At 34.2% G+C, this 22,044-nt stretch carries 19 protein-coding genes; 15 read left to right on the top strand and 4 right to left on the bottom strand.

What is annotated here, in order from left to right:
- Positions 1 to 19 precede the first annotated feature (19 nt).
- From ACHRWY_RS19375 to ACHRWY_RS19365, 3 genes are all read left to right on the top strand, one after another.
- Positions 20 to 1,030 carry a dipeptide epimerase gene (locus ACHRWY_RS19375; RefSeq protein WP_395356873.1) on the top strand — a complete coding sequence of 337 codons (1,011 nt, stop codon included), beginning with the start codon at positions 20 to 22 and terminating at the stop codon, positions 1,028 to 1,030.
- 5 nt (positions 1,031 to 1,035) lie between these two features.
- The gene (locus tag ACHRWY_RS19370; RefSeq protein ID WP_395356872.1) at positions 1,036 to 2,070 is read left to right on the top strand and encodes an aminotransferase class I/II-fold pyridoxal phosphate-dependent enzyme; all 1,035 of its coding nucleotides are present in this window, start codon (positions 1,036 to 1,038) and stop codon (positions 2,068 to 2,070) included.
- A gap of 349 nt (positions 2,071 to 2,419) precedes the next feature.
- Complete coding sequence (locus tag ACHRWY_RS19365; protein WP_395356871.1) at positions 2,420 to 2,881, top strand: DUF1456 family protein; 462 nt, start codon at positions 2,420 to 2,422, stop codon at positions 2,879 to 2,881.
- A gap of 153 nt (positions 2,882 to 3,034) precedes the next feature.
- Here ACHRWY_RS19365 and ACHRWY_RS19360 read toward each other — a convergent pair whose 3' ends face one another.
- Together ACHRWY_RS19360 and ACHRWY_RS19355 are read right to left on the bottom strand one after the other, a co-directional pair.
- The gene (locus ACHRWY_RS19360) at positions 3,035 to 3,739 is read right to left on the bottom strand and encodes a LytR/AlgR family response regulator transcription factor (RefSeq protein ID WP_395356870.1); all 705 of its coding nucleotides are present in this window, start codon (positions 3,737 to 3,739) and stop codon (positions 3,035 to 3,037) included.
- Positions 3,740 to 3,741: 2 nt separating this feature from the next.
- Entirely contained in the window at positions 3,742 to 4,782 is a 1,041-nt protein-coding gene (locus ACHRWY_RS19355; protein WP_395356869.1) for a sensor histidine kinase, read from the bottom strand.
- A 220-nt stretch (positions 4,783 to 5,002) separates the two neighbouring features.
- On the opposite strand from ACHRWY_RS19355, the gene ACHRWY_RS19350 reads away from it, so the two are divergent.
- Positions 5,003 to 5,806, top strand: a complete 804-nt coding sequence (locus ACHRWY_RS19350) for a DUF5694 domain-containing protein (RefSeq protein WP_395356868.1) — start codon at positions 5,003 to 5,005, stop codon at positions 5,804 to 5,806.
- A 239-nt stretch (positions 5,807 to 6,045) separates the two neighbouring features.
- On the opposite strand, the gene sucC is transcribed toward ACHRWY_RS19350, so the two are convergent.
- Entirely contained in the window at positions 6,046 to 7,239 is a 1,194-nt protein-coding gene (gene sucC, locus ACHRWY_RS19345; protein ID WP_035684436.1) for an ADP-forming succinate--CoA ligase subunit beta, read from the bottom strand.
- A gap of 415 nt (positions 7,240 to 7,654) precedes the next feature.
- On the opposite strand from sucC, the gene gltB reads away from it, so the two are divergent.
- The 9 genes from gltB (at position 7,655) to ACHRWY_RS19300 (ending at position 20,259) form a co-directional block, all read left to right on the top strand.
- Positions 7,655 to 12,169: a glutamate synthase large subunit gene (gltB, locus tag ACHRWY_RS19340; RefSeq protein WP_395356867.1), complete on the top strand. Its 4,515-nt coding sequence runs from the start codon at positions 7,655 to 7,657 to the stop codon at positions 12,167 to 12,169.
- Between the two features lie 94 nt (positions 12,170 to 12,263).
- A complete protein-coding gene (locus ACHRWY_RS19335) occupies positions 12,264 to 13,718 on the top strand; it encodes a glutamate synthase subunit beta (protein ID WP_395356866.1) in 1,455 nt (484 codons plus the stop codon).
- 274 nt (positions 13,719 to 13,992) lie between these two features.
- Complete coding sequence (lysA, locus tag ACHRWY_RS19330; RefSeq protein ID WP_395356865.1) at positions 13,993 to 15,216, top strand: diaminopimelate decarboxylase; 1,224 nt, start codon at positions 13,993 to 13,995, stop codon at positions 15,214 to 15,216.
- Between the two features lie 631 nt (positions 15,217 to 15,847).
- Positions 15,848 to 17,041 (top strand): DUF4062 domain-containing protein, encoded by a 1,194-nt coding sequence (locus ACHRWY_RS19325; protein ID WP_395356864.1) that lies wholly within the window; start codon positions 15,848 to 15,850, stop codon positions 17,039 to 17,041.
- 287 nt (positions 17,042 to 17,328) lie between these two features.
- Positions 17,329 to 17,727 (top strand): helix-turn-helix domain-containing protein, encoded by a 399-nt coding sequence (locus ACHRWY_RS19320; RefSeq protein WP_395356863.1) that lies wholly within the window; start codon positions 17,329 to 17,331, stop codon positions 17,725 to 17,727.
- A 536-nt stretch (positions 17,728 to 18,263) separates the two neighbouring features.
- Entirely contained in the window at positions 18,264 to 18,713 is a 450-nt protein-coding gene (locus ACHRWY_RS19315) for a hypothetical protein (protein WP_395356862.1), read from the top strand.
- 87 nt (positions 18,714 to 18,800) lie between these two features.
- Entirely contained in the window at positions 18,801 to 19,223 is a 423-nt protein-coding gene (locus ACHRWY_RS19310) for a hypothetical protein (RefSeq protein WP_395356860.1), read from the top strand.
- Positions 19,224 to 19,350: 127 nt separating this feature from the next.
- Complete coding sequence (locus ACHRWY_RS19305) at positions 19,351 to 19,719, top strand: hypothetical protein (protein WP_395356858.1); 369 nt, start codon at positions 19,351 to 19,353, stop codon at positions 19,717 to 19,719.
- 150 nt (positions 19,720 to 19,869) lie between these two features.
- Positions 19,870 to 20,259, top strand: a complete 390-nt coding sequence (locus tag ACHRWY_RS19300; RefSeq protein ID WP_395356857.1) for a VOC family protein — start codon at positions 19,870 to 19,872, stop codon at positions 20,257 to 20,259.
- A 79-nt stretch (positions 20,260 to 20,338) separates the two neighbouring features.
- On the opposite strand, the gene ACHRWY_RS19295 is transcribed toward ACHRWY_RS19300, so the two are convergent.
- A complete protein-coding gene (locus ACHRWY_RS19295; protein ID WP_395356856.1) occupies positions 20,339 to 20,695 on the bottom strand; it encodes a hypothetical protein in 357 nt (118 codons plus the stop codon).
- Between the two features lie 247 nt (positions 20,696 to 20,942).
- Here ACHRWY_RS19295 and ACHRWY_RS19290 point away from each other — a divergent pair, with 247 nt between their 5' ends.
- The gene (locus tag ACHRWY_RS19290; protein ID WP_395356855.1) at positions 20,943 to 21,605 is read left to right on the top strand and encodes a hypothetical protein; all 663 of its coding nucleotides are present in this window, start codon (positions 20,943 to 20,945) and stop codon (positions 21,603 to 21,605) included.
- Positions 21,606 to 21,753: 148 nt separating this feature from the next.
- On the top strand, positions 21,754 to 22,008 hold the full coding sequence (locus ACHRWY_RS19285; RefSeq protein WP_395356854.1) for a hypothetical protein: 255 nt from the start codon (positions 21,754 to 21,756) through the stop codon (positions 22,006 to 22,008).
- Positions 22,009 to 22,044 lie beyond the last annotated feature (36 nt).

Below are 22,044 nucleotides of genomic sequence, written 5' to 3'. Positions count from 1 at the left end.
GCAAAAAATAATACAAATAATGAAACTGATCTTAAGAGAATATAATCTAAAATTAAAGCACACCTTTACCATTTCGAGAGAATCAATCGATTTTCAGCCCTCTTTGATTGTAGAATTACAAGGTGATGGATTTTCCGGTTTTGGAGAAGCAACTTCAAATCCGTATTATAAAACTACAGTACCAATGATGATGCAGGATTTAGAAAAAATCAGAAACATCATTGAAACAACAGAAAATGAAACTCCTGACATTTTTTGGGCAAAAATTCATCCTTTTTTAAAAGACGATATGTTTGCCTTATGCGCTTTAGACTTGGCTTATAATGATTTATATGCACGCAAAAAAGGCAAAAAACTATACGAATTATGGAATTATACTATAGAGAATAATCCGCTTACAGATTATACTATAGGAATTGCTTCTATAGAAAAAATGGTTTCAAAAATGCAGGAACTTCCCTGGCCTATTTATAAAATTAAATTAGGAACCAAAGAAGATATTGCTATCGTAAAAGAGCTTAGAAAACATACTGACACTGTATTCAGGATCGATGCCAATTGCGGCTGGGGTGTTGACGAAACCATAAATAATGCCGTCGAACTAAAAAAATTAGGCGTAGAATTTCTGGAACAGCCTATGAAAGCTGATAATTGGGAGGCACATAAAGAAGTTTTCAAACATTCGGTTTTACCAATTATTGCTGATGAAAGCTGTATTATCGAAGAAGATGTCGCTAAATGTTTCAGTCATTTTCACGGTGTAAATGTAAAACTGGTAAAATGCGGCGGATTGACTCCCGGAAAGCGCATGATCGAAGAAGCCAAAAAACTCGGTTTAAAAACAATGGTAGGCTGTATGACCGAATCTACTGTTGGTATTTCGGCAATTGCGCATTTATTGCCTCAACTCGATTATGTTGATATGGACGGAGCATTACTTTTAGCCGAAGATATAGCAACCGGAGTAACTATAGAAAACGGGGTTATTCATTATTCTGAACGTAACGGAACCGGAGTTACCTTAATCTAAATGTTATGAATGTCAATCAATTTCCGGATCGAATTATCGAAATCGACCACGAAGAATATTTATATTTTGGCGGAACGGCTTATCTGGGATTACCAACCAATAAGGAGTTTCAGGAATTGGTGATCAAAAATATTCGAAAATGGGGAACATCTTACGGAAGTTCCAGAAGTGCCAATATCAAACTAACGGCGTATGAAAACGGCGAGACTTTTTTAGCCAGCCTTATCAAAGCAGAAAGTGCCGTAACGGTTTCTTCCGGCATGCTTGCGGGAAAACTCGTCATTGATGAACTGAAAAAACAAACAGATTCTTTTTTTCATTTTCCTGATATACATCCTGCAATTCAGGTTAAGGATAGTTTTCCCGTCTTTTTAAACAGAGAAATCAACCCACGCTTGTTCGATGCTCAATCAGAAAAAATTACGTTTTTAACCGATGGAGTTTCGGGATTTAAGACTAAAGCAATTGATTTGTCGATTTTGAAAGCAATCCCCAATCATAAAGAAATTACTTTATTGATTGATGAATCGCATTCGTTTGGAATTTTAGGCCAAAATGGCTGTGGAATGTATTCTGAAATCGATCTTCCTATTAAAAGAAAAATCATGATTTCTTCTTTAGGAAAAGCATTTGGTTTAAATGGCGGCGTTATTGCAAGCGACGCTGCTTTCATCCATCAAATAAAAAATCTGAATATTTTTATTTCTGCTGCGGGAATGAACCCTGCTTTTGTTCAGACTTTGGCTGATGCCGCAGCTCTTTATAAAATTCAGCATCAAAAACTCCTGGAGAATTTGAATTATATGGATCAGAAGTTAATCAAAAATCAAAACATCAAATTTGATAAAACCTATCCGTTAATTTATTTAGAAGACAACAATCTGATCGATATATTAAAAGCCAACAAAATCATTATTGCCAATTTTAAATATCAGGAAAATGCTAATAATCTGAACCGAATCGTGATTACGGCGAATCATCTTCAGAAGGATTTAGATAAACTTATAGAGATTTTAAATCAACATAATTCTAAACCTTAGTAAAAGTAGTTAAAGAAATATTGGATTAATCTCGCGCAAAGTCACAAAGACGTTAAGTGTGAATTTGTTTACTTTGAGACTTTGCGGCTTTGCGCGAAAATAACTGCATCAGTTATACTTCATTACAAGTATCCTTTTCAATAAAATCTTTGCATTAATTCTAAATCTAAAATTGTCCTCAAATTAGTTTTAAAACGTACCTTTGTAGCAAATAAGTGCATAGTTTGCCATTCACACGAAAGAGGAATCTTCGTTGTTTGCTCACATTGCGGAAATTCCTCCTTTGTCTGAATGATAAAGATTGCAGGAATTTGAAACTTAAAACAAACTTGAAACTAAAAAACAAAAAATGACGAACAACGATATCCTAAAAAAACTTCGCGTGGCTTTGATGCTCCGTGACGACCAAATAGTTGAGATTTTAGAATTAGTAGATTTTAGAATTACAAAATCAGAATTGGGTGCTTTTTTTAGAGCAGAAGATCATGAAAACTACATGGAATGTGGGGATCAGGTTTTACGTAATTTCTTAAACGGATTGGTAATTCACTTAAGAGGAACAAAAGAAAACCCGAAAAACCCAAATGATGTTTTAGCCAAACATAAAGCTGAAATTCCTAAAAAAGACAGCACAAAAGAACGACCTGAATTTAAAGCCAGTGCCAAAGATGCTGAAAAAGGAAGAGGCGACAAAGCTCCTTCTAAATCAGGACCTGCAGCTAAAAAGCCTTTCAAGAAAAATACGAAAACTGCTCCTAAAGTACAGGTGGTAGAAAAAGTGATCTACAAAAACGGTAAGAATAAAAAATAAAGTTTTTTAACCGCTAAGAACGCAAAGGTTTACGCAAAGTTCGCAAAGTTTTTATTAATAAAGCTTTGCGAACTTTGCGTTTATCAGCGTAATGTTAATCAAAAATCTTTGCGTGCTTTGCGGTTAAACCACTCATCAAAACACAATACATGATTATATCTTATTCTGATCAATCCGATCAAAAAATGCATCTTTATAGGTTGCCCCTATTGGCAGTTCTTTACCATGAATAAAAACAGAAAAACTATCTGTAGATTCTATTTGTTTTAAAGCAACTACATACGATTTATGAATCTGGATAAAGTTCTTTTCAGGCAATGACTCAATGACATTTTTTAAAGAAGAATGGGTAATAATTTGTTGTTTCAAAGTATGAATACAAACATAATTCTGCAGACTTTCGACATATAGGATCTCCTCTAAAAACAGCTTCTGAAATTTATTCTTCCCGTCTGTTTTAATAAAAATAAAATCAGATGAGTTATTGGTTGCCACCTCCGTTTTTGGATCAGTATTCAGTTTAGAAACAGCCTGATAAAAACGTTCAAAAGCAATGGGCTTTAATAAATAATCAATAGCATTGAGTTCAAAACCTTCTAATGCAAAATCAGGATAAGCAGTTGTAAATATGACTTTTATATCTTTAGAAATAATTCTGGAAAGCTGCAGCCCCGTTAATTGCGGCATCTGAATATCCAAAAAAATAACATCAACAGATTGTGTATTTAAAAATTCCAAGGCTTTCAATGCATCATTAAAAACGCCCACTTTTTCCAGAAAAGATACTTTCGAGATGTAATTCTCCAGAATGCGGGTTGCTGGCGGTTCGTCATCAACAATGATACATTTAAAGGCCATAATTATTGTTTTAGTGGTATTTTTAAATAGGTTTTAAAGGTATTGTTTTCTGCTGTTTTTTCAAGTGTAAACTGATCTTTATAGGTATATTCTAATCGCTTGATGAGGTTTTCAAAACCAATTCCGGTCGATGAATAATTCTCTCCTCCTACATTATAATTAAAGGTAGACAATTCTAAAAACCCTTCTTTTATTTGTATCGAAATAATCGCTTTTTCATCCGGATTATTGAGTTTAGCATGCTTAAAAACATTTTCGATAAAATGAATCAACGCCGATGAAAGGATTTTTTGGGCCAAATAAACTCCTTCCACTTCAAAATCCAAATAGAGCTGATCTTCAAATCGTTTTTGCTGTAGATGAATATAATTTTGAAGAAACTGAATTTCCTTTGAAAGCAATACTTCCTCTTTTTCTGTTTCAGTAATCACATAGCGTAACAAATCCGACAATACTAAAATATCCGAAGCCATTTTATCATCTTTCAAAATCAACTGGCTATAGAAAGAATTAAGCGTATTAAATAAAAAATGGGGGCTCACCTGCGATTTTAGCATTTGGAGCTGTGCTTTTTTATTCTCTAACAACAATTCCTGATTTTGTTTATACGCATTCTGAAATTGCCAAAACAAATAACTCAAAGCACTTAAAACTATAGCCGGCAATCCGAAGAAAAAATTATCCCGAATATAATAGCCAACTTCACGTGTTTCCTCTCCATAATTATGAATTCCGGTAAGTTCAAACACCACAACTTCCTGCAAAAAATAACGCGTTCCCGCAAAGATGAATAATGAAACAGGAATACTTAGCAAATACAGTAAAATTCTTTTTTTATTTAAAAACCAATCGCAAAATGTATAGAAATTTAAAAGATAAACGATAAAAATAGACAGAACAAAGCCAATATTAAAAAAGAAATACAAACGGCTAAAAACAAAATCTATTTTTTGATTGCTCACTGCAATATCCCAAAGATAAAAGGTTAGAAATAATCCTAAGAAAAGAAGAATATGGTAATAAAAGGGGATTTTTAGCTTCATAATGATGTCGTTATTAATTCAAAAATACAATTATGGCTTTACATGAATACTATATTTATATAAAATGGCTCTTTTCTGTGATGAACACTCAAAAACAATACACGAAATTTTTTGACAGTAAATTATCAATGTTTGTAATCCGGAATTTGGAGTTCATCAAAAACTAAAAATTCAGTTCAAAAGCCACTCTACATTTGTCCTGAATTTAAAACAAATCATCATGAAAAAAATCGCTTTATTACTAGTTTTTACAATCGCATTGAATACTGTTGCTGCTCAAACAAAAAAGAAACAAATTTTATTACTCGGAACTTTCCATTTTGAAAATCCAGGACTTGATGTTGCTAAAGTAAATACGTTTAATGTAATGTCAGACAAGAGTCAGAAAGAACTGGAGAACATTACCAATAAAATTAAAAAGTTTGGACCGGATAAAATTTTCGTAGAATGGAATTACCAAAAACAAGACAAATTAGATAAATTCTACAACAGAAACGCAGATAGTTTACTGCACATAAAAGCAGATGAAATCGTGCAAATTGCAGTACGTTCAGCGAAAAAACTAGGTCACAAAAAGTTATACGGAATTGATTACAACAACACCGACTTTCCTTATGACAGTTTGGTAAAAGGAATGACTGCAGCCAATCAGTTTGATTTGATTAAAAAGAATGAAGACGAAATGAAGCAGTATGAAATTGATCAAAATAAAAAAATTGCTAAATATAATTTAACTGAACTTCTTTTAGACCTTAACACAAAAGCATCTAATGAAGAAAATATTGGCTGGTATCTTGAAACAGCAACCAAAGGTGGAAAAACAGATAATTTCGTAGGAGCCTATTTAGTTTCGGAATGGTACAGACGAAACCTTTATATGTATGCTTTAATACAGAAACTAACAGAAAGCAAAGACGATAAAATTATGGTTTTACTGGGAGCAGGCCACACTGCCATGATCAGAGAATTTGTGGAGCACAACCCTGAATTTGAAATTGTAGAATTAGCGACGGTTTTGAAGTAGCGGATAATTTAACCGCGAAGATCACAAGGGTTTACGCAAAGGTCGCAAAGTTTTTTTTATGCGCAAGGTTCGCAAGGCTACACTTAATAAAGCTTTGCGAACCTTGCGTATATATCGATTCCTATATTTAAAAATCCTTGCGTGCCTTGCGGTTAAATCTCCCTACGCTCAAAACAACTCAAAAAAAAAATCCCTCCGATGACCGGAAGGATTTTCTATATAATTGATTTCTTATTTGATTAAGAAAGTGCAGCTTTAACCTGATCAGCAGCTTCCTGAAACTGAACAGCTGATAAAATTGGCATACCAGAGTTGTCAATTAATTCTTTTGCAATTTCAGCATTTGTTCCTTGCAAACGAACGATAATTGGCACATTGATAGCATCACCCATATTTTTGTAAGCGTCAACAACTCCTTGCGCCACACGGTCACAACGAACGATTCCACCAAAAATATTGATTAAAATAGCTTTTACGTTAGGATCTTTTAAGATAATACGGAAAGCAGTTTCAACACGTTTTGCATCAGCAGTTCCACCAACGTCTAAGAAGTTAGCAGGCTCAAAACCAGCGTATTTAATTAAATCCATAGTTGCCATTGCAAGACCTGCTCCGTTTACCATACATCCTACAGTACCGTCAAGATCTACATAGTTCAATCCTACTTCTTTAGCTTCTACCTCGATTGGATTCTCCTCACGGATATCTCTCATCTCAGCATATTTTGGTTGTCTGTATAAAGCATTATCATCGATATTTACTTTAGCATCAACAGCCATAATTTTATTGTCTGAAGTTTTCAAAACCGGGTTGATTTCAAACATAGAAGCATCAGAACCAATGTAAGCATTGTATAATGAATCGATGAATTTTACCATTTCTTTGAAAGCATTTCCGGAAAGACCTAAGTTAAAGGCAATTCTTCTTGCCTGAAAACCTTGTAATCCAACAGAAGGATCAACTTCTTCAGTAAAAATTAAATGAGGAGTGTGCTCAGCAACTTCTTCAATATCCATTCCACCTTCAGTAGAATACATAATCATGTTACGACCAGTAGCTCTATTTAATAAAACAGAAACATAAAATTCAGAAGTTTCACTTTCACCAGGATAGTAAACATCTTCTGCAACTAATACTTTGTTTACTTTTTTACCTTCAGCAGAAGTTTGAGGTGTAATCAATTGCATTCCGATGATTTGTCCAGCAATTTCTTCCACTTGTTGCAAGTTTTTTGCTAACTTAACTCCACCACCTTTTCCACGACCACCTGCGTGAATTTGTGCTTTTATTACGTGCCATCCTGTACCAGTCTCGGCAGTTAATTGTTTTGCAGCAGCCACAGCTTCAACTGCATTGTTAGCCACAATTCCGCGTTGAATGCGTACTCCGTAACTCGCTAAAATTTCTTTTCCTTGATATTCGTGTATGTTCATAATATAGAATTTGTCTGGTTCTGAATTTATTTCAGAATAAAAGTGCGACAAAAGTAGCAAAATTCAACTTAAAAGTAAAATCTTTTTCAATTAAAAAATGAGTGCGATATCTCTAAGGCGTTTATTCTTTTTCAATACCAAGAAATAGTTAACAAAACGATTTGTTAATATTAACTGAAAACCACTAAAACGTTTGATATTTAACAAAAATATCACTGTATTCATTAGCCTTACGGCGATTTTTCTTAATATATTTTAACACGTGTTGTCATTTTATCAATTCGCAATGGTTAATATAATATTATTATCAATTAAGAAGCGTTTTTCTAGTATTACAATAAAAATGTAAGTCAAATTATAATTTCAATACATTATGTTTAACGAAATCTTTATTTTTGTAGAAAAAATATCAAGAATGAAAGTTAAAGAACAAGGGCTTTATTTGCCTGAATTTGAACACGACAATTGTGGTGCAGGATTTATTTGTAATTTGAATGGTATTAAATCAAATGATATTATTCACAAAGCATTGGATATCTTAATAAAATTGGAACATCGTGGTGCCGTTAGTTCTGATGGAAGAACTGGAGACGGGGCTGGAATTTTATTCGATATCCCACATGATTTTTTTAAAAAAGTATGTGACTTTGAAATCCCTGAAACACGTGAGTATGCAGTAGGAATGGTTTTTTTACCAAAAAGCAAAAACCAGGTTTCTTTTTGTATCAACGCTTTCGAATCGACTATTAAGGATCAGAACTTAAAGATCCTTGGTTGGAGAGATGTACCGGTTGAAGTGGAGAATTTAGGGCAGATTGCCGCAGAAAAAGAACCAACAGTTAAACAGGTTTTTGTTAGCAAAAACGGTCAGGATTTAACTGAAAACGAATTTAATGCAAAACTTTTTGCAGCTAGAAAAATTGCTGAACATGCCGTAAGAGGATCTAAAACCTCTGAAAGCCATATGTTTTATTTCTCTAGTTTATCGACAACTACCATAATATATAAAGGTTTATTGATGCCGGAAGACATCAGCCGTTATTATGTTGACTTAAAAGATCCCGATTTAGTGACTCGTCTGGCGTTAGTGCACCAGCGTTTCTCTACCAATACTTTTCCTTCATGGGAATTAGCGCAGCCATTTAGATACATGTGTCATAATGGTGAGATAAATACACTTCGCGGAAACGTGAGTCGTATGCGTGCTCGTGAAGAATTGATGGAAAGTAAAGTTTTCGGAAATGATATCAAAAAATTATTCCCAATTATCTTAGAAGGAAAATCAGATTCTGCTTCTATGGATATGGTGGTTGAACTTTTATTAATGACAGGTCGTTCGTTGCCGGAAGCAATGATGATGGTGGTTCCTGAAGCCTGGGAAAAACACCAGACGATGTCTCCTGAAAAAAGAGCATTCTACGAATTCAACTCTTGTATTATGGAGCCTTGGGATGGTCCTGCTTCTATTCCGTTTACAGATGGTAACGTAATTGGTGCGTTATTAGACCGTAACGGATTACGTCCTTCCCGTTATACTTTAACAAAAAGCGGTTTCGTAATCATGTCATCAGAAATTGGTGTATTGGATGTAGAACCGGAAGATGTAGTACAACACGGTCGTTTAGAGCCAGGGAAAATGTTCCTTGTAGACATGAACGAAGGCCGTATTATTGAAGACGATGAAATTAAAAAAGCGATTGTAACAAAACGTCCTTACCAGGAATGGATCGACGCTAACTTGTTGCCATTATCTAAAATACCATATACCAATAATCCTACTCCTGTTGAGAAACTTGATTTCCAGACAAGACAACGTTTATTTGGTTATACTATCGAAGATTTAAAAACAATCATTAACCCAATGGGAGCTCAGGGCGCCGAAGCCATTAGTTCTATGGGTAACGATACACCATTGGCTGTATTATCAGATCAGCCGCAATTGTTGTACAACTATTTCAAGCAATTATTCGCTCAGGTTACCAACCCGCCTTTGGATGGTATTCGTGAAGAAATCATTACTGATATTAGTTTAGCAATTGGTGGAGATTTTAATATTTTTGAAATTGAATCAAAACAATGTAAAAAATTAAAAATCCAGAATCCGGTTATCTCGAATGAGGATTTGGATAAAATCAGAAACATTGATCACGCAGATTTCAAATCGGCTACCATTTCTACTTTATACAAAATAGAAAAAGGAGTTAACGGTTTAGAAAGAGCCCTTGAAAAATGTGTTCAGGCCACTTTTAAAGCTGTTTCTGAAGGATGTAACATCATCATTTTATCAGACAGGGGTGTTAGCGAAGAATTTGCTCCAATACCAATGTTACTGGCTTGTTCTTACATTCACCACTCTTTGAATATCTTACAGGTACGCTCTAAATTCGGAATCATAATCGAATCTGCTGAGCCTCGTGAGCCGCATCATTTTGCTTTATTGTTTGGGTACGGTGCAAGTGCCATCAATCCTTACATGGTAAACGAAATCATTCACGATCAGGTAAACCAGGGATTCATTACCGGAGTAAAAGCGGATTATGCTATTGTAAATTACAATAAAGCAATTGCAAAAGGTATCCTTAAAATCATGAACAAAATTGGTATCTCGACTTTACATTCGTACAGAGCTGCACAGATTTTTGAGATTTTAGGTTTAAATAAAACTTTCACTAATAAGTATTTCCCATTCACACCTTCAAGAATCGAAGGAATTGGTTTGATCGAAGTAGAGAAAGAAGTGAAGAAACGTTTCCAAAAAGCATTTCCAAATTCAAAAATAGCCAACTTATTACCTTTAGAAATTGGAGGCATTTACAGATGGAGAAGATCAGGAGAAAAACACATGTTCAACCCAACAACTATTGCTAAATTACAGCAAGCAGTTCGTTTGAACAGTCCTGAAAGTTATAAAGAATATTCTAACATGGTCAATGAGCAAAGCTCAAACTTAATGACTATTAGAGGTTTATTCGAATTCAATAATTTAGATCCAATTTCTATTGATGAAGTAGAGCCATGGACAGAAATTGTAAAAAAATTCAAAACGGGTGCGATGTCTTACGGATCTATCAGTAGAGAAGCACACGAGAATTTAGCCATTGCAATGAACAGAATTGGCGGAAAAAGTAACTCTGGAGAAGGTGGAGAAGATCCTAAACGTTTCCAGAAAGAAATTAACGGAGATTCAAGAAACAGTGCGATCAAACAAGTGGCTTCGGGACGTTTTGGTGTTTCGATCAACTATTTGACAAATGCTAAAGAAATCCAGATTAAAATGGCTCAGGGTGCAAAACCTGGAGAAGGTGGACAATTACCTGGAGAAAAAGTAGTGCCGTGGATTGCTGAAACCAGAAACTCTACACCTTATGTAGGTTTGATTTCGCCTCCGCCTCACCACGATATTTACTCTATTGAGGATTTATCACAGTTAATTTTCGACTTAAAAAATGCCAATCGTGAAGCGCGTGTAAACGTAAAATTAGTTTCTGAAGTTGGAGTTGGAACCATAGCTGCCGGTGTTGCCAAAGCAAAAGCCGACGTGATCCTGATTTCAGGTTATGACGGAGGAACTGGTGCTGCACCATTAACTTCTTTACAACACACAGGTATTCCTTGGGAACTTGGATTAGCAGAAGCACAACAAACTTTGATTCTTAATGATTTAAGAAGCCGTGTGGTTCTTGAATGTGACGGACAATTGAAAACAGGTCGTGACGTAGCTATCGCTGCATTGTTAGGAGCTGAGGAATTTGGTTTCGCTACTGCCCCACTTGTAGCTTCTGGCTGTATCATGATGAGAGCTTGTCACTTAAATACCTGCCCTGTTGGTATCGCAACTCAGGATCCTGAATTGAGAAAAAATTTCAAAGGAACTCCGGAGCACGTGATTAACTTCATGTATTTTATTGCTGAAGAGTTAAGAGAAATCATGGCACAATTAGGTTTCAGAACGTTGAAAGAAATGGTGGGTCAGTCACAAAAATTAAATGTGAACAAAGCGATCAAACATTATAAAGCCAATGGTTTAGATTTATCATCGATTCTATACAAACCAGAAAAAGCGAAGACAGTTCCAAATCACAATACAACTGAGCAAGATCACGCTTTAGAGAACGTATTGGATTTCGAAATTATCAAAGAAGCTATTCCTTCTATTTATAGAAAAGAAAAAACAAGAGTTACATTTAAAATTAAAAATACAGACCGTTCCGTAGGGGCTATTTTGAGTAATGAAATCTCAAAAATATATGGCGCACAAGGTTTACCTGAAGACACTATTTTAGTTGATTTTGAAGGTTCTGCCGGACAAAGTTTTGGTGCTTTTGCAACAAACGGATTGTCGTTTAAAATTCACGGAAACTGTAATGATTATTTAGGAAAAGGATTGTCCGGAGGAAAATTGATTATCAAAGTCCCTCCTACTGCAACTTTCAAACCTGAAGAGAACATCATTATTGGTAACGTTGCCCTTTACGGAGCTATTACCGGAGAGGCTTATATTAATGGAATGGCCGGTGAGCGTTTTTGTGTGAGAAACTCCGGAGCAACTGCGGTTGTTGAAGGAATTGGAGATCACGGATGCGAGTACATGACAGGTGGTACAGTGGTTGTTTTAGGAAAAACAGGAAGAAACTTCGCAGCAGGTATGAGCGGTGGTGTAGCTTATGTTTACGACCCTAAACAACAATTCGATGCAACATTATGCAACATGGAAATGGTTGCTTTTGACCCTATCGAAGAAGAAGATGTGACTAAATTGAGAAAATTAATCAAAAATCACTCTTTGTACACTAACAGTCCATTAGCAAAAAGAATTTTAGCAGACTGGGAAAACGAACAAAACCATTTCGTAAAAGTAATGCCAACTGATTACAAAAAAGCATTACAACGAATTGCAGAAGAGAAAAAAATAGAAGAATTAATAGCTTAATTAAAAGGTTCTGAGGACAAAGGTGCAGAGGTGCTAAGTTTTTCAACTCACCTCTCACATTTTACAACTCACAACTAAATTTATTAAAAATGTCATGGGTAAAATAGGCGGATTTAAAGAATATAACAGAGCCGACGAAAGTAATTTAGCAGTTGCAGAACGTGTTTCGAACTACAGCGAATTTACCATTCCGTTAGCAAAAGATAAAATAAAAGAACAAGGTTCAAGATGTATGGATTGTGGTATTCCTTTTTGCCACAGTGCTTGTCCGTTAGGGAATTTAATCCCTGATTTCAACGACATGGTACATCAGGAAGAATGGCAAAGTGCCTTAGAGATTTTACAATCTACTAACAACTTTCCTGAATTTACAGGTCGCTTATGCCCTGCTCCATGTGAGAAATCATGTGTATTAGGTATTATCAAAGAACCTGTTGCCATCGAAAACATCGAGAAAAACATCATCGAAAGAGGTTTTGCCGAAGGCTGGATCAAACCACAAACACCATTAACCAGAACAGGAAAAACTGTAGCCGTTATTGGTTCAGGTCCTGCAGGTTTGGCAGCAGCTCAACAATTAAACAGAGCCGGTCACACGGTAACTGTTTTTGAAAGAGATAATGCTATTGGAGGTTTATTGCGTTACGGAATTCCGAATTTCAAATTAGAAAAAGGAATCATCGACAGACGTGTAGCGATCCTTGAAGCTGAAGGAATCACTTTTAAAACCAATGTAAATGTTGGAGTTAACTTTAGTGTAGCAGAACTTAATGCATTTGATTCTATCGTATTGTGCGGAGGAGCAACAGAAAGAAGAAGTTTGCCAACTAAAGGAATCGAAAGCAAAGGCGTTGTGCAGGCAATGGATTTCTTAACACAGCAAACCAAAGTTTTATACGGAGAATCAATTCCGGATCAGGTTAAAGCGACCGGAAAAGACGTAATTGTAATTGGTGGTGGAGATACAGGTTCTGACTGCGTTGGAACTTCAAACCGTCACGGAGCAAAATCAGTAACTAACTTTGAGATTTTACCAAAACCTCCGGTTGGAAGAAGCGAGTCTACGCCTTGGCCTTTCTGGCCGTTGCAGTTGAAAACTTCATCTTCTCACGAAGAAGGTTGCGACAGAAACTGGTTAATCAATACTAAAGAATTCATATCTAACGAAAAAGGTGAATTAGTTGGATTAAAAACCGTTGAAGTACAATGGAAAATGACTCCTGGTCAACGTCCTGAATTAATCGAAAAAGAAGGCTCTGAGAAAATCTGGCCTTGCGATTTAGCCTTATTGGCTTTAGGATTTACAGGTCCCGAGAAAACTTTAAGCGAGCAATTAGGTCTTGAAGTTGACATGAGAAGCAACTATAAAGCAAAAAATTATCAAACGAATGTACCTCATATCTTCACTGCCGGAGATATGCGTCGCGGACAATCATTAATCGTATGGGCTATTTCAGAAGGTCGCGAAGCAGCAAGAGAAGTAGATTTGTTCTTAATGGGCTCTACTAACTTGCCAACCAAAGGAAACGGAGACTTACCAAGTCTTTAATTTCCTTATAACAACACACAGTAAAAAGCCCTTGACTAACGTCAGGGCTTTTTAGGTTCAAAGGTGCAGAGAAACAAAGGAACAAAGGTTAAAAACCTAAGAAAAAACCTTTGCTCCTCTGAACCTTTGTATCTTTGCACCTAAAAGATTTACAAAAATCCAAAATAAGCAACTTTTTGTTTAAAATTAAACAATTTGTTATAATTTGTTATTTTTCTACAATTAATTTGCTGTTACTTAAAAGTGTAATAACTTTGCTCAAAATAGTTTAAAAATGCAAGCAAAAGATTTACTGCAGTTAGCAGACCAATTTGGAAGTCCATTATATGTTTATGATGCCGAAAAAATTCAATCTCAGTACAATAGATTAACTAAAGCTTTCTCTAAGGTAGAAAACTTAAGAGTTAATTACGCCATGAAGGCATTGTCAAACGTTGCGATTCTTCAGTTATTAAAGAACATGGGGTCTGGTTTAGATACTGTATCGATTCAAGAGGTTTTATTAGGACTTCATGCTGGCTATGATCCTGACAAAATTTTCTTTACACCAAACGGAGTTTCTCTTGAAGAAATCGAAGAAGTTGCCGCAATGGGTGTTCAAATCAATATTGATAACTTATCTATTCTGGAGCAATTCGGAACAAAATACCCACAAATTCCGGTATGTATTCGTATCAATCCGCACGTAATGGCTGGAGGAAATGCCAATATTTCGGTAGGACATATCGATAGTAAATTCGGAATTTCTGTTCACCAGATACCACATATCTTACGAATTGTAGAGAACACAAAAATGAGCATCGTGGGAATTCACATGCACACAGGATCTGATATCCTTGATATCGAAGTATTCTTGTATGCTGCCGAAATCTTGTTCGATACTGCAAAACACTTCAAAGATCTTGAATTCTTAGATTTCGGAAGCGGATTTAAAGTTCCTTACAAAAAAGACGATATCGAAACAGACATCGAAGAATTAGGTAAAAAATTATCAAAAAGATTCAATGCATTCTGTGCTGAATATGGCAGAGATTTAACGTTAATTTTCGAACCAGGAAAATTTTTGGTGAGTGAAGCAGGTTTCTTCTTAGCAAAAGTAAACGTAGTAAAACAAACAACTTCGACAGTTTTTGCCGGAATCGATAGTGGTTTCAACCACTTAATTCGTCCTATGTTTTACGGTTCACAACATTATATCGAAAACATCTCGAACCCTAAAGGAAAAGAGCGTTTTTACTCTGTAGTAGGATACATTTGCGAAACAGATACTTTTGCCAACAACCGTAGAATTTCAGAAATTACCGAAGGTGACATCTTAGCGTTCAGAAACGCCGGAGCCTATTGCTTCTCCATGGCATCGAACTACAATTCAAGATACAAACCAGCCGAAGTTTTATGGAAAGACGGAAAAGGAATCTTAATCCGCCAACACGAAACATTCGAAGATTTGCTTAAAAATCAAATTCCGTTGCCTCAGGAAGCTGCTGCAACAGTTTAAAATAAAAAAAAAGAGAATATCACTTTAATCCCGTTTCTTAATTGAGGCGGGATTTTTTATTGCAAATTTCTGATTTTAGATTGGTAAACGATTGTCATGCTGAGCGATCTAGGGGCGTCGGGAGAAGCTCAGGCAAAGTAACCACAACGTTTGTCATTTCGAGGAACGAGACCCGAGCGATAGCGAACCGACGAAGTAAACCACACTAGAAATTCCATAAAGCAAGTCGCCAACATAGAACGCGGATGACACGGATTCGCTTCGCGAAAACACAGATTAAAACGGATTTTTACAATGATCTTGCAACTGAATCTTCTTGATGTAACAAACCCGACAGGTTTTAAAAACCTGTCGGGTTTACTAAACTCCACAATTAGAATTTAATATTTTGGGCGTCTCCCTCCGGGCCGGGCTTTCGGCTATATCTTTTGCTCCGTTTCTCTTCACAAAAGGATACCGCCTTTATCCCTGACGCAAAATAGTTTTATAAAGTAGAATAGTTTAATTTTAACAGCATCCTATATTAATCCAAATACAGAAAAACTTATATTAGCTAAATAATCATAACTTTCGATTAGAAAATGAAATATTAATTTTTTTCACAAGCTAAAAAAGAAATATAAAACTAAATATGGCAAAACAAATTACTAAGTATTCGATTTTTTTAGCATCACCTTCAGATTTAGATGATGAAAGATTCGCAGTAGAAGAAGTTGTTTCAGAACTTAACTTAACATATTCTCCTGCAAATAATATAGTTATTGAATTATTAAAATGGGAAACTCACTCAGCACCAGGTATATCAAATTTGCATCCGCAAAAAATAATTAATCAAGACATCGGAATGGATTATGACCTTTTTTTAGGCATGATTTGGAATAGATTTGGAACAAAAACTGATGAAGCAGAATCAGGAACTCAAGAAGAATTTAATAATGCAATTAAAAAATTTAATTCGGATAATAACTCGGTTCAAATACTTTTTTATTTCAAAAATGCAGTGCCTAAAACTATGAAAGAAATTAATCCCGAGGAATTAATAAAAATTAGAGATTTTAAAAAATCATTAAATGAAAAAAAATTGCTTTACTCAGAATTTAATTCTGTTGATGATTTTAAAAGTTCCCTAAGAATACACCTTCCTAAAAGATTAACTTCTCTGATTGAAAATCAAAAGAATGGAATTGTCGAGATATTGCCAATTGCTAATAACATTGTAGAGGAGAAAGAATTAGGAATCTTGGATTATAGCGACATGTATGAGAGTTTACTTGGTGATTCCACTGCTTCATTGAATAAAATTACTGAGTATACTGGCGCAATTGCAAAAGAATTGGAAGAGAAAGCAAAAGAAATTACTCGAATAAGTTTAGCTCCTAACGCAAATAAATTTTCGATTAATGAAATTATGAAAAGAACTGCCAAATTAATGAACGATTACTCAAATAGATTGGAAACTGAAAATCCTATTTTCTATAATAGTTTTGAAGAAGCAATTAAGGCTGGAACAAGCATTATTAATCTGACTGATGAGTTTTACACAGATAACACAATAAATGATCTAGAAGAGGCAAAAAATGCTATTATCATTTTAAGAAGGAATACACCTAACGCAATTAAAGAAATGACTGGTTTTTATACAAGCGTAAAAGAACTACCAAGAATTCAGGTTGATATAAATCAAGCAAAAAAAATGTTAATGATTCAACTTGAAGATCTAATATTAAAACTTGAAAAATCATTAGAGCTTATGATTGATTTCTCAGACGCAATCTCTTCTAAAATCGACAAATTCAAACTTTTAAATGAAAAAAATAATTTATAAAAGTTTTGAATTAAATTAGAATAATACACTATTTATTACCGTCATTAGCGCGAGCTTCCCGCTTTTGAACACAAGCCATGCAAATCCACAAACATAAAAACTTTGCTAGCACGAGCGGGACGCTCGCGCTAGCGATGGAGACAAAAATCTGAAAAGAACAGATTAATTCATATAAGAAAAATCATATATTTGTTTTCTACAAAAGCACGCAAAATAGTATCTTATCAAAAAAAACATGTTTTTTACCAACCACTATTTTGTAAAAGAATTTTAAATATCTTTGAATTATGAGCACAGCAACAAAACCAAAACACATTGGCAGAAATATTAGCCGAATCAGAGAACTTCGTGGTATGAAACAAGAAGCACTTGCGCAAGCAATTGGTACAAACCAACAAGCTATTTCTGGAATTGAAGGAAGCGAGGAAGTTGATAATAAAAAGCTTGTGGAAATTGCAAAAGCGCTTGGAGTTACAGTAGAAGCTATTGAAAACTTTTCGGAAGAATCTGTTTTTAATTTTTTTAATAATTTTTACGATAATAGCTCCAGCCAAGGAAATAGTTTTAATCAAGGAAGTCATTGTACATTCAATCCTCTTGATAAAGTAGTTGAACTTTACGAACGTTTGGTTCAGGCTGAAAAAGAAAAAGTAGAATATTTAGAAAAACTATATAAAGGAAAATAATTCCTTCGAAATATAAATTTTACAGAAGCACAAGTTTTCGACTTTGTGCTTTTTTTATGAACGAAAACTCCGCTCGTGTATATAAGCCTGTCAAATAATGAAATTAAAGAACCTGCAGGCATGAGCGAAACACCATAGTGTGCGAAACTTTTAAAAATGGGCTGAAAGCCCTAAAAAGCAATAGCGTAGTGCAACGCACTACGAATTAAATAAAAAGTGGGAATTGCCCTGAAAGGGCAAAAGAAAGCTGAGAATAAAGATTTAAAGAGGTTTTCTAAGAGAATATCATGTAAAATAGGATAAACACGCTTTTTGAAATTATGCTTCCGCCCTTACAGGGCTTAAAATTATAATTGTTTTTCATTCATAGTGCTTCGCACCCTGCTATTGCTAAGGCTCTTTCAGAGCAACAAGGTTCGAACACCTATACTGAGACGTTCGCGCTGGCATGCTACTATTTTTTCTCAACAAAAAAACAAACTCAAAAACCTCAAATAAAAAAACTATTTTAGCAAGCCAAATCAAACCCAAAAACCATGAAAATTACGATTCCCCTATCGCTATTATTCCTGTTACTTACTACCAACATATTCAGTCAGACGCTTGCTGATTTAAAACTAAAACCAAAAGAAATTCCCAAAGGCTACACTTCAAACGACGGTAATATTTGTGTTACTCCCGCGGCTTGTAATTTTTATACAGATATCGAAACCTACAGCACCATTGTTGGAACCATAAAAAGTAAAGCAATTCAAAGTTTTAAAAGTAAAACCGATCGCGGATCTATCCTGTATTTTGAATTTGAACACACCTTCAAAGGCGATAGATTTCTACAGGGATTGCTATGGGGAAAAAACGGTCAGCCAACTGACGAACATCCCGAAGAATATCTTGCAAAAGGGAAATTTCTCGTAATCTGGAGTTTTCGTCCGGACAGTGTCATTAAAGAAAAATCAGAAACTAAAATTGAGGCGATTTTGCAATAACCTACTTAAGTGAAAGACATTAGATAATCAATAAAAATTAGAGATCATTCAATTCCCAGTTTATAAGAGTTCTTAAAAAATTTCTATATGAAAAAAATAATTCCAGTTTTATTTATTTTATTAATTCCTTTTCTTTCAAAAGGTAACACCTTAGATACAATTGCCACTTGGAAAGTTTACTACAATAATTCGCTAATTAAAAATTTGAGTGTTGTTTCAGACAAGTCCATTATTATAGACAGAAAAAAATATAAAAGCGGAGATTATCTGACAATTCAGTATTTTGATGATATGCCTTGCGAAAGCTGCAATTATGTTTGTGTAGTAAGAGGCGAAGGAAAGATGGAAATTTCCAAAATCAAATTTACAGGAAAGAACAAATTCATTAAAATAGATTTAAAAGAACTTCAAGATTATCTTTCCAAAACTGATCCATCATATTTTTCGTTTTTTTTATATGGTCCCAATGATAAAAGAGGAATACGATTAATAACTTTAAAAATAGATTAATAAACTATATAAGCAGATAATACTAATTTGCTCAAGTTCGTAGTGTAATAAAAACCGTTTTTTTAATCTACCTTAATTACAGCTTCATTTTTAATTCGTAATTTCGCCAAAGCAAAATAAATTTCAAATGAAACCACAAGTCCGAATCTTAATTTACTCCATCCTATTTTTTCTATACCTTTCTACAACGTCACTTTTACTGTCGTTAGGAGAAATATTAAAAACGGATCCTTATATCACTTTAGGCTGTGGTTTTGCTGTTTTAAATCTTATCTATACTTTCTTCGCCCTAAAATGGACGCCTTTACTCAATGTAATTTGTTCTGTTGTTATTGCTGCTTTAAGTTTATTTTTAGCAGTGCAATTTGCAAACTTACATCTGTTTGCCAATTATGATCCTTATCTGGTAAAAACAGCAATCTTTACAAATGCCATTTTATCAATATTATTTTGGGAAATTGTGTATCAGGTAAAAAGCAGAAAACAAATAAAATAATACGCAACCAGATGTTAGACGCATTGCTATGTATCTCTACAATAAAGAGGTGTGCCTTCATTTGTATGATTTTCAATTTAAAATTCATAAATTTATTATACGATTAATTTTATGGTCGGAACAAAATTCTAATTTTTTAAAACGAATCATATGAAAACTACAAAAATATGGGCCAATTTTGGAGTAGAAGATTTGGCACGAACCACAAAATTTTACAGCGAATTAGGTTTTAAACCCAATGGCACTAATGATGAACTGACAAGTTTTACGTTTGGAGAAGACAATTTTATAATTCATTTTTTTACAAAAGAAAGATTTAAATGGGCTGTTAATGATGAAATGGCCGACTTAAAACTTGGTAACGAAATCATATTTTCGCTCTCGGCCGAAAGCGTAGATGAAGTACATCAATGGTTACTCGCGGTTAAAAATGCTGGAGGAACTATTTTTGCTGAACCGCAAAGCATTGAAAAAGGATATTTCTTTGGTTTTTCTGATCCTGATGGTCACAAATTTAATGTTTTGTACTGGCCGAAATAAAATTATACTGCTGAATGTCTGACGCACTGCTGTGCGTCTCTACGCCTCAAATTCTTAATTTTTAATTTAAGAGATTAATTTATTCATCAACATTTAATTTGAGATACGAAAACCATTTATCTTCCATAGACTTCTCTAAATCAATATCGTGATAATTTGCAAATAATAAAATTTGCCCCAGAATGTCAGCCACTTCATTTGAAATATTTTTCTTTAATTCTTCTTGTGTTAGGTTTCTTTTCCTGCCTCTAAGTGTATAGGAAAGATAATTCTGTGTTAATTCTCCAACTTCTTCATGTAGTTTTAAAATATACCAATCTGCATCTCTTTTGATATCACAGTTTTTTTCATACTGATCAGATACCATTACCACTTTTTTTGTTAACTCATTTAAATCCATTCGTTTTTTATATAAAATTATCGTACTGATTGTCATTTTATTTCCTTTTTATCTTCTTGAATAAAAAGAAAAACAGCTCTGTAAAGATACTAATATCACCTGCTTTTCTGTAAAAAAAACTTTACGTTTTAAACTTTTATATTTATGCGCGGTAAGATGATTCTATTTTTGTTTTCATGGCGTATTAGTTTTTATAAGAAATAAAAAATCTTTTAGAGCTGTAAGAATTATTTTCAATATTTTTACAAGGATAAATCGAATACGATAAACGATACTATAGAAAATGAAGCTACTCTCTAATTTATTTTTTAATCTGCTTATACTTCTTGTTTTAGTCTCTTGCCAGGCAAAATTAGATCCTAAAAACAGTGTGCAAATTGATGACAAAACTATTTTACCCAAGAAGCCCTATTCAATTGACAAATCAAAATTCCTAAAAAAAGAAGTTTTACTCGACTATATAACGAAAGCCAATACCATAACACCAAATGCTAAGAATGGTGTACCGTTTGATAAACTTGATTACGATAAAATTATCGCCTACGACTTTGATGGAAGCGAGGAATCCTACCCGAGCGTAATTAATAAATTCAAAAATTTTGTTCCTGTAGTATTGGCTCAAAAAGCGCTCTCGCAAATTCAAGCCGACAAAATACTTTGGGCTTTAACGCAAAAATCAACCTATGGCGAAGGCACAGCTGCTTGCTTTGATCCTCATTTTGCACTTGTTTTCTATAAAGACAACAAGGCAATCAACCAGATTAACATTTGCCTGGGCTGTAATTATTTAATTGCAGACCTTAACATTCCGGCCCAAACACATTTGAAAGTAAACAAAGGAACCGCAAACGAATATTCGCTAACAGGATTTACAAAATCAGGAACAACAGCAATAGTAAGTTTGTGCAAAGAATTAGGCTTTTTTTATCAAAGCAATCCAAATTAAATCCTTTCAAAAAACACTAATAACCAAATTCCTAAAATGAACTTTGAAGTACTTGATATACGTAGAATAGACACCACAACAAAATATTTCAAATTACATGAAGATTATATTCTTTCACTTTTTAAACGGTTACCATAAACAAAACCACATGAAAAAACTACTTTTTTTAGTGCCTTTTTTATTATTTTTTCAAGCTTCCTATTGCGACGTTGTTCCTTTAAATTCCCATTATTATGAGAAATGCGTTAAAATAATCAATATCGATGATTTTCCGGATTATGCTTTTATTGGCTTTGTAAAACAGGTAACAGGAAATGTTTCTTTTATATGTACTATCGTATCGTTTTTAATCGGGCTGCTTATCAATTGGAGCTATATCTATACAATTTTAAAAAACGTTTAAACAACAAAGAATATCCAGATTCCAAAGACCATTAAA

This window comes from Flavobacterium sp. FlaQc-48, from assembly GCF_044007335.1.
GTDB lineage: Bacteria > Bacteroidota > Bacteroidia > Flavobacteriales > Flavobacteriaceae > Flavobacterium.
Note: the sequence above shows the minus strand (reverse complement) of the source record. Positions and strands in the feature narration are given on the sequence as shown.

Coding starts and splice junctions, on each gene's coding strand:
- ACHRWY_RS19365 (WP_395356871.1), top strand. CDS start 2,420: ATGACGAACAACGATATCCTAAAAAAACTTCGCGTGGCTTTGATGCTC.
- ACHRWY_RS19375 (WP_395356873.1), top strand. CDS start 20: ATGAAACTGATCTTAAGAGAATATAATCTAAAATTAAAGCACACCTTT.
- lysA (WP_395356865.1), top strand. CDS start 13,993: ATGCAAGCAAAAGATTTACTGCAGTTAGCAGACCAATTTGGAAGTCCA.
- gltB (WP_395356867.1), top strand. CDS start 7,655: ATGAAAGTTAAAGAACAAGGGCTTTATTTGCCTGAATTTGAACACGAC.
- ACHRWY_RS19315 (WP_395356862.1), top strand. CDS start 18,264: ATGAAAATTACGATTCCCCTATCGCTATTATTCCTGTTACTTACTACC.
- ACHRWY_RS19325 (WP_395356864.1), top strand. CDS start 15,848: ATGGCAAAACAAATTACTAAGTATTCGATTTTTTTAGCATCACCTTCA.
- ACHRWY_RS19370 (WP_395356872.1), top strand. CDS start 1,036: ATGAATGTCAATCAATTTCCGGATCGAATTATCGAAATCGACCACGAA.
- ACHRWY_RS19310 (WP_395356860.1), top strand. CDS start 18,801: ATGAAAAAAATAATTCCAGTTTTATTTATTTTATTAATTCCTTTTCTT.
- ACHRWY_RS19320 (WP_395356863.1), top strand. CDS start 17,329: ATGAGCACAGCAACAAAACCAAAACACATTGGCAGAAATATTAGCCGA.
- ACHRWY_RS19300 (WP_395356857.1), top strand. CDS start 19,870: ATGAAAACTACAAAAATATGGGCCAATTTTGGAGTAGAAGATTTGGCA.
- ACHRWY_RS19305 (WP_395356858.1), top strand. CDS start 19,351: ATGAAACCACAAGTCCGAATCTTAATTTACTCCATCCTATTTTTTCTA.
- ACHRWY_RS19360 (WP_395356870.1), bottom strand. CDS start 3,739: ATGGCCTTTAAATGTATCATTGTTGATGACGAACCGCCAGCAACCCGC.
- ACHRWY_RS19285 (WP_395356854.1), top strand. CDS start 21,754: ATGAAAAAACTACTTTTTTTAGTGCCTTTTTTATTATTTTTTCAAGCT.
- ACHRWY_RS19295 (WP_395356856.1), bottom strand. CDS start 20,695: ATGACAATCAGTACGATAATTTTATATAAAAAACGAATGGATTTAAAT.
- ACHRWY_RS19290 (WP_395356855.1), top strand. CDS start 20,943: ATGAAGCTACTCTCTAATTTATTTTTTAATCTGCTTATACTTCTTGTT.
- ACHRWY_RS19335 (WP_395356866.1), top strand. CDS start 12,264: ATGGGTAAAATAGGCGGATTTAAAGAATATAACAGAGCCGACGAAAGT.
- ACHRWY_RS19355 (WP_395356869.1), bottom strand. CDS start 4,782: ATGAAGCTAAAAATCCCCTTTTATTACCATATTCTTCTTTTCTTAGGA.
- ACHRWY_RS19350 (WP_395356868.1), top strand. CDS start 5,003: ATGAAAAAAATCGCTTTATTACTAGTTTTTACAATCGCATTGAATACT.
- sucC (WP_035684436.1), bottom strand. CDS start 7,239: ATGAACATACACGAATATCAAGGAAAAGAAATTTTAGCGAGTTACGGA.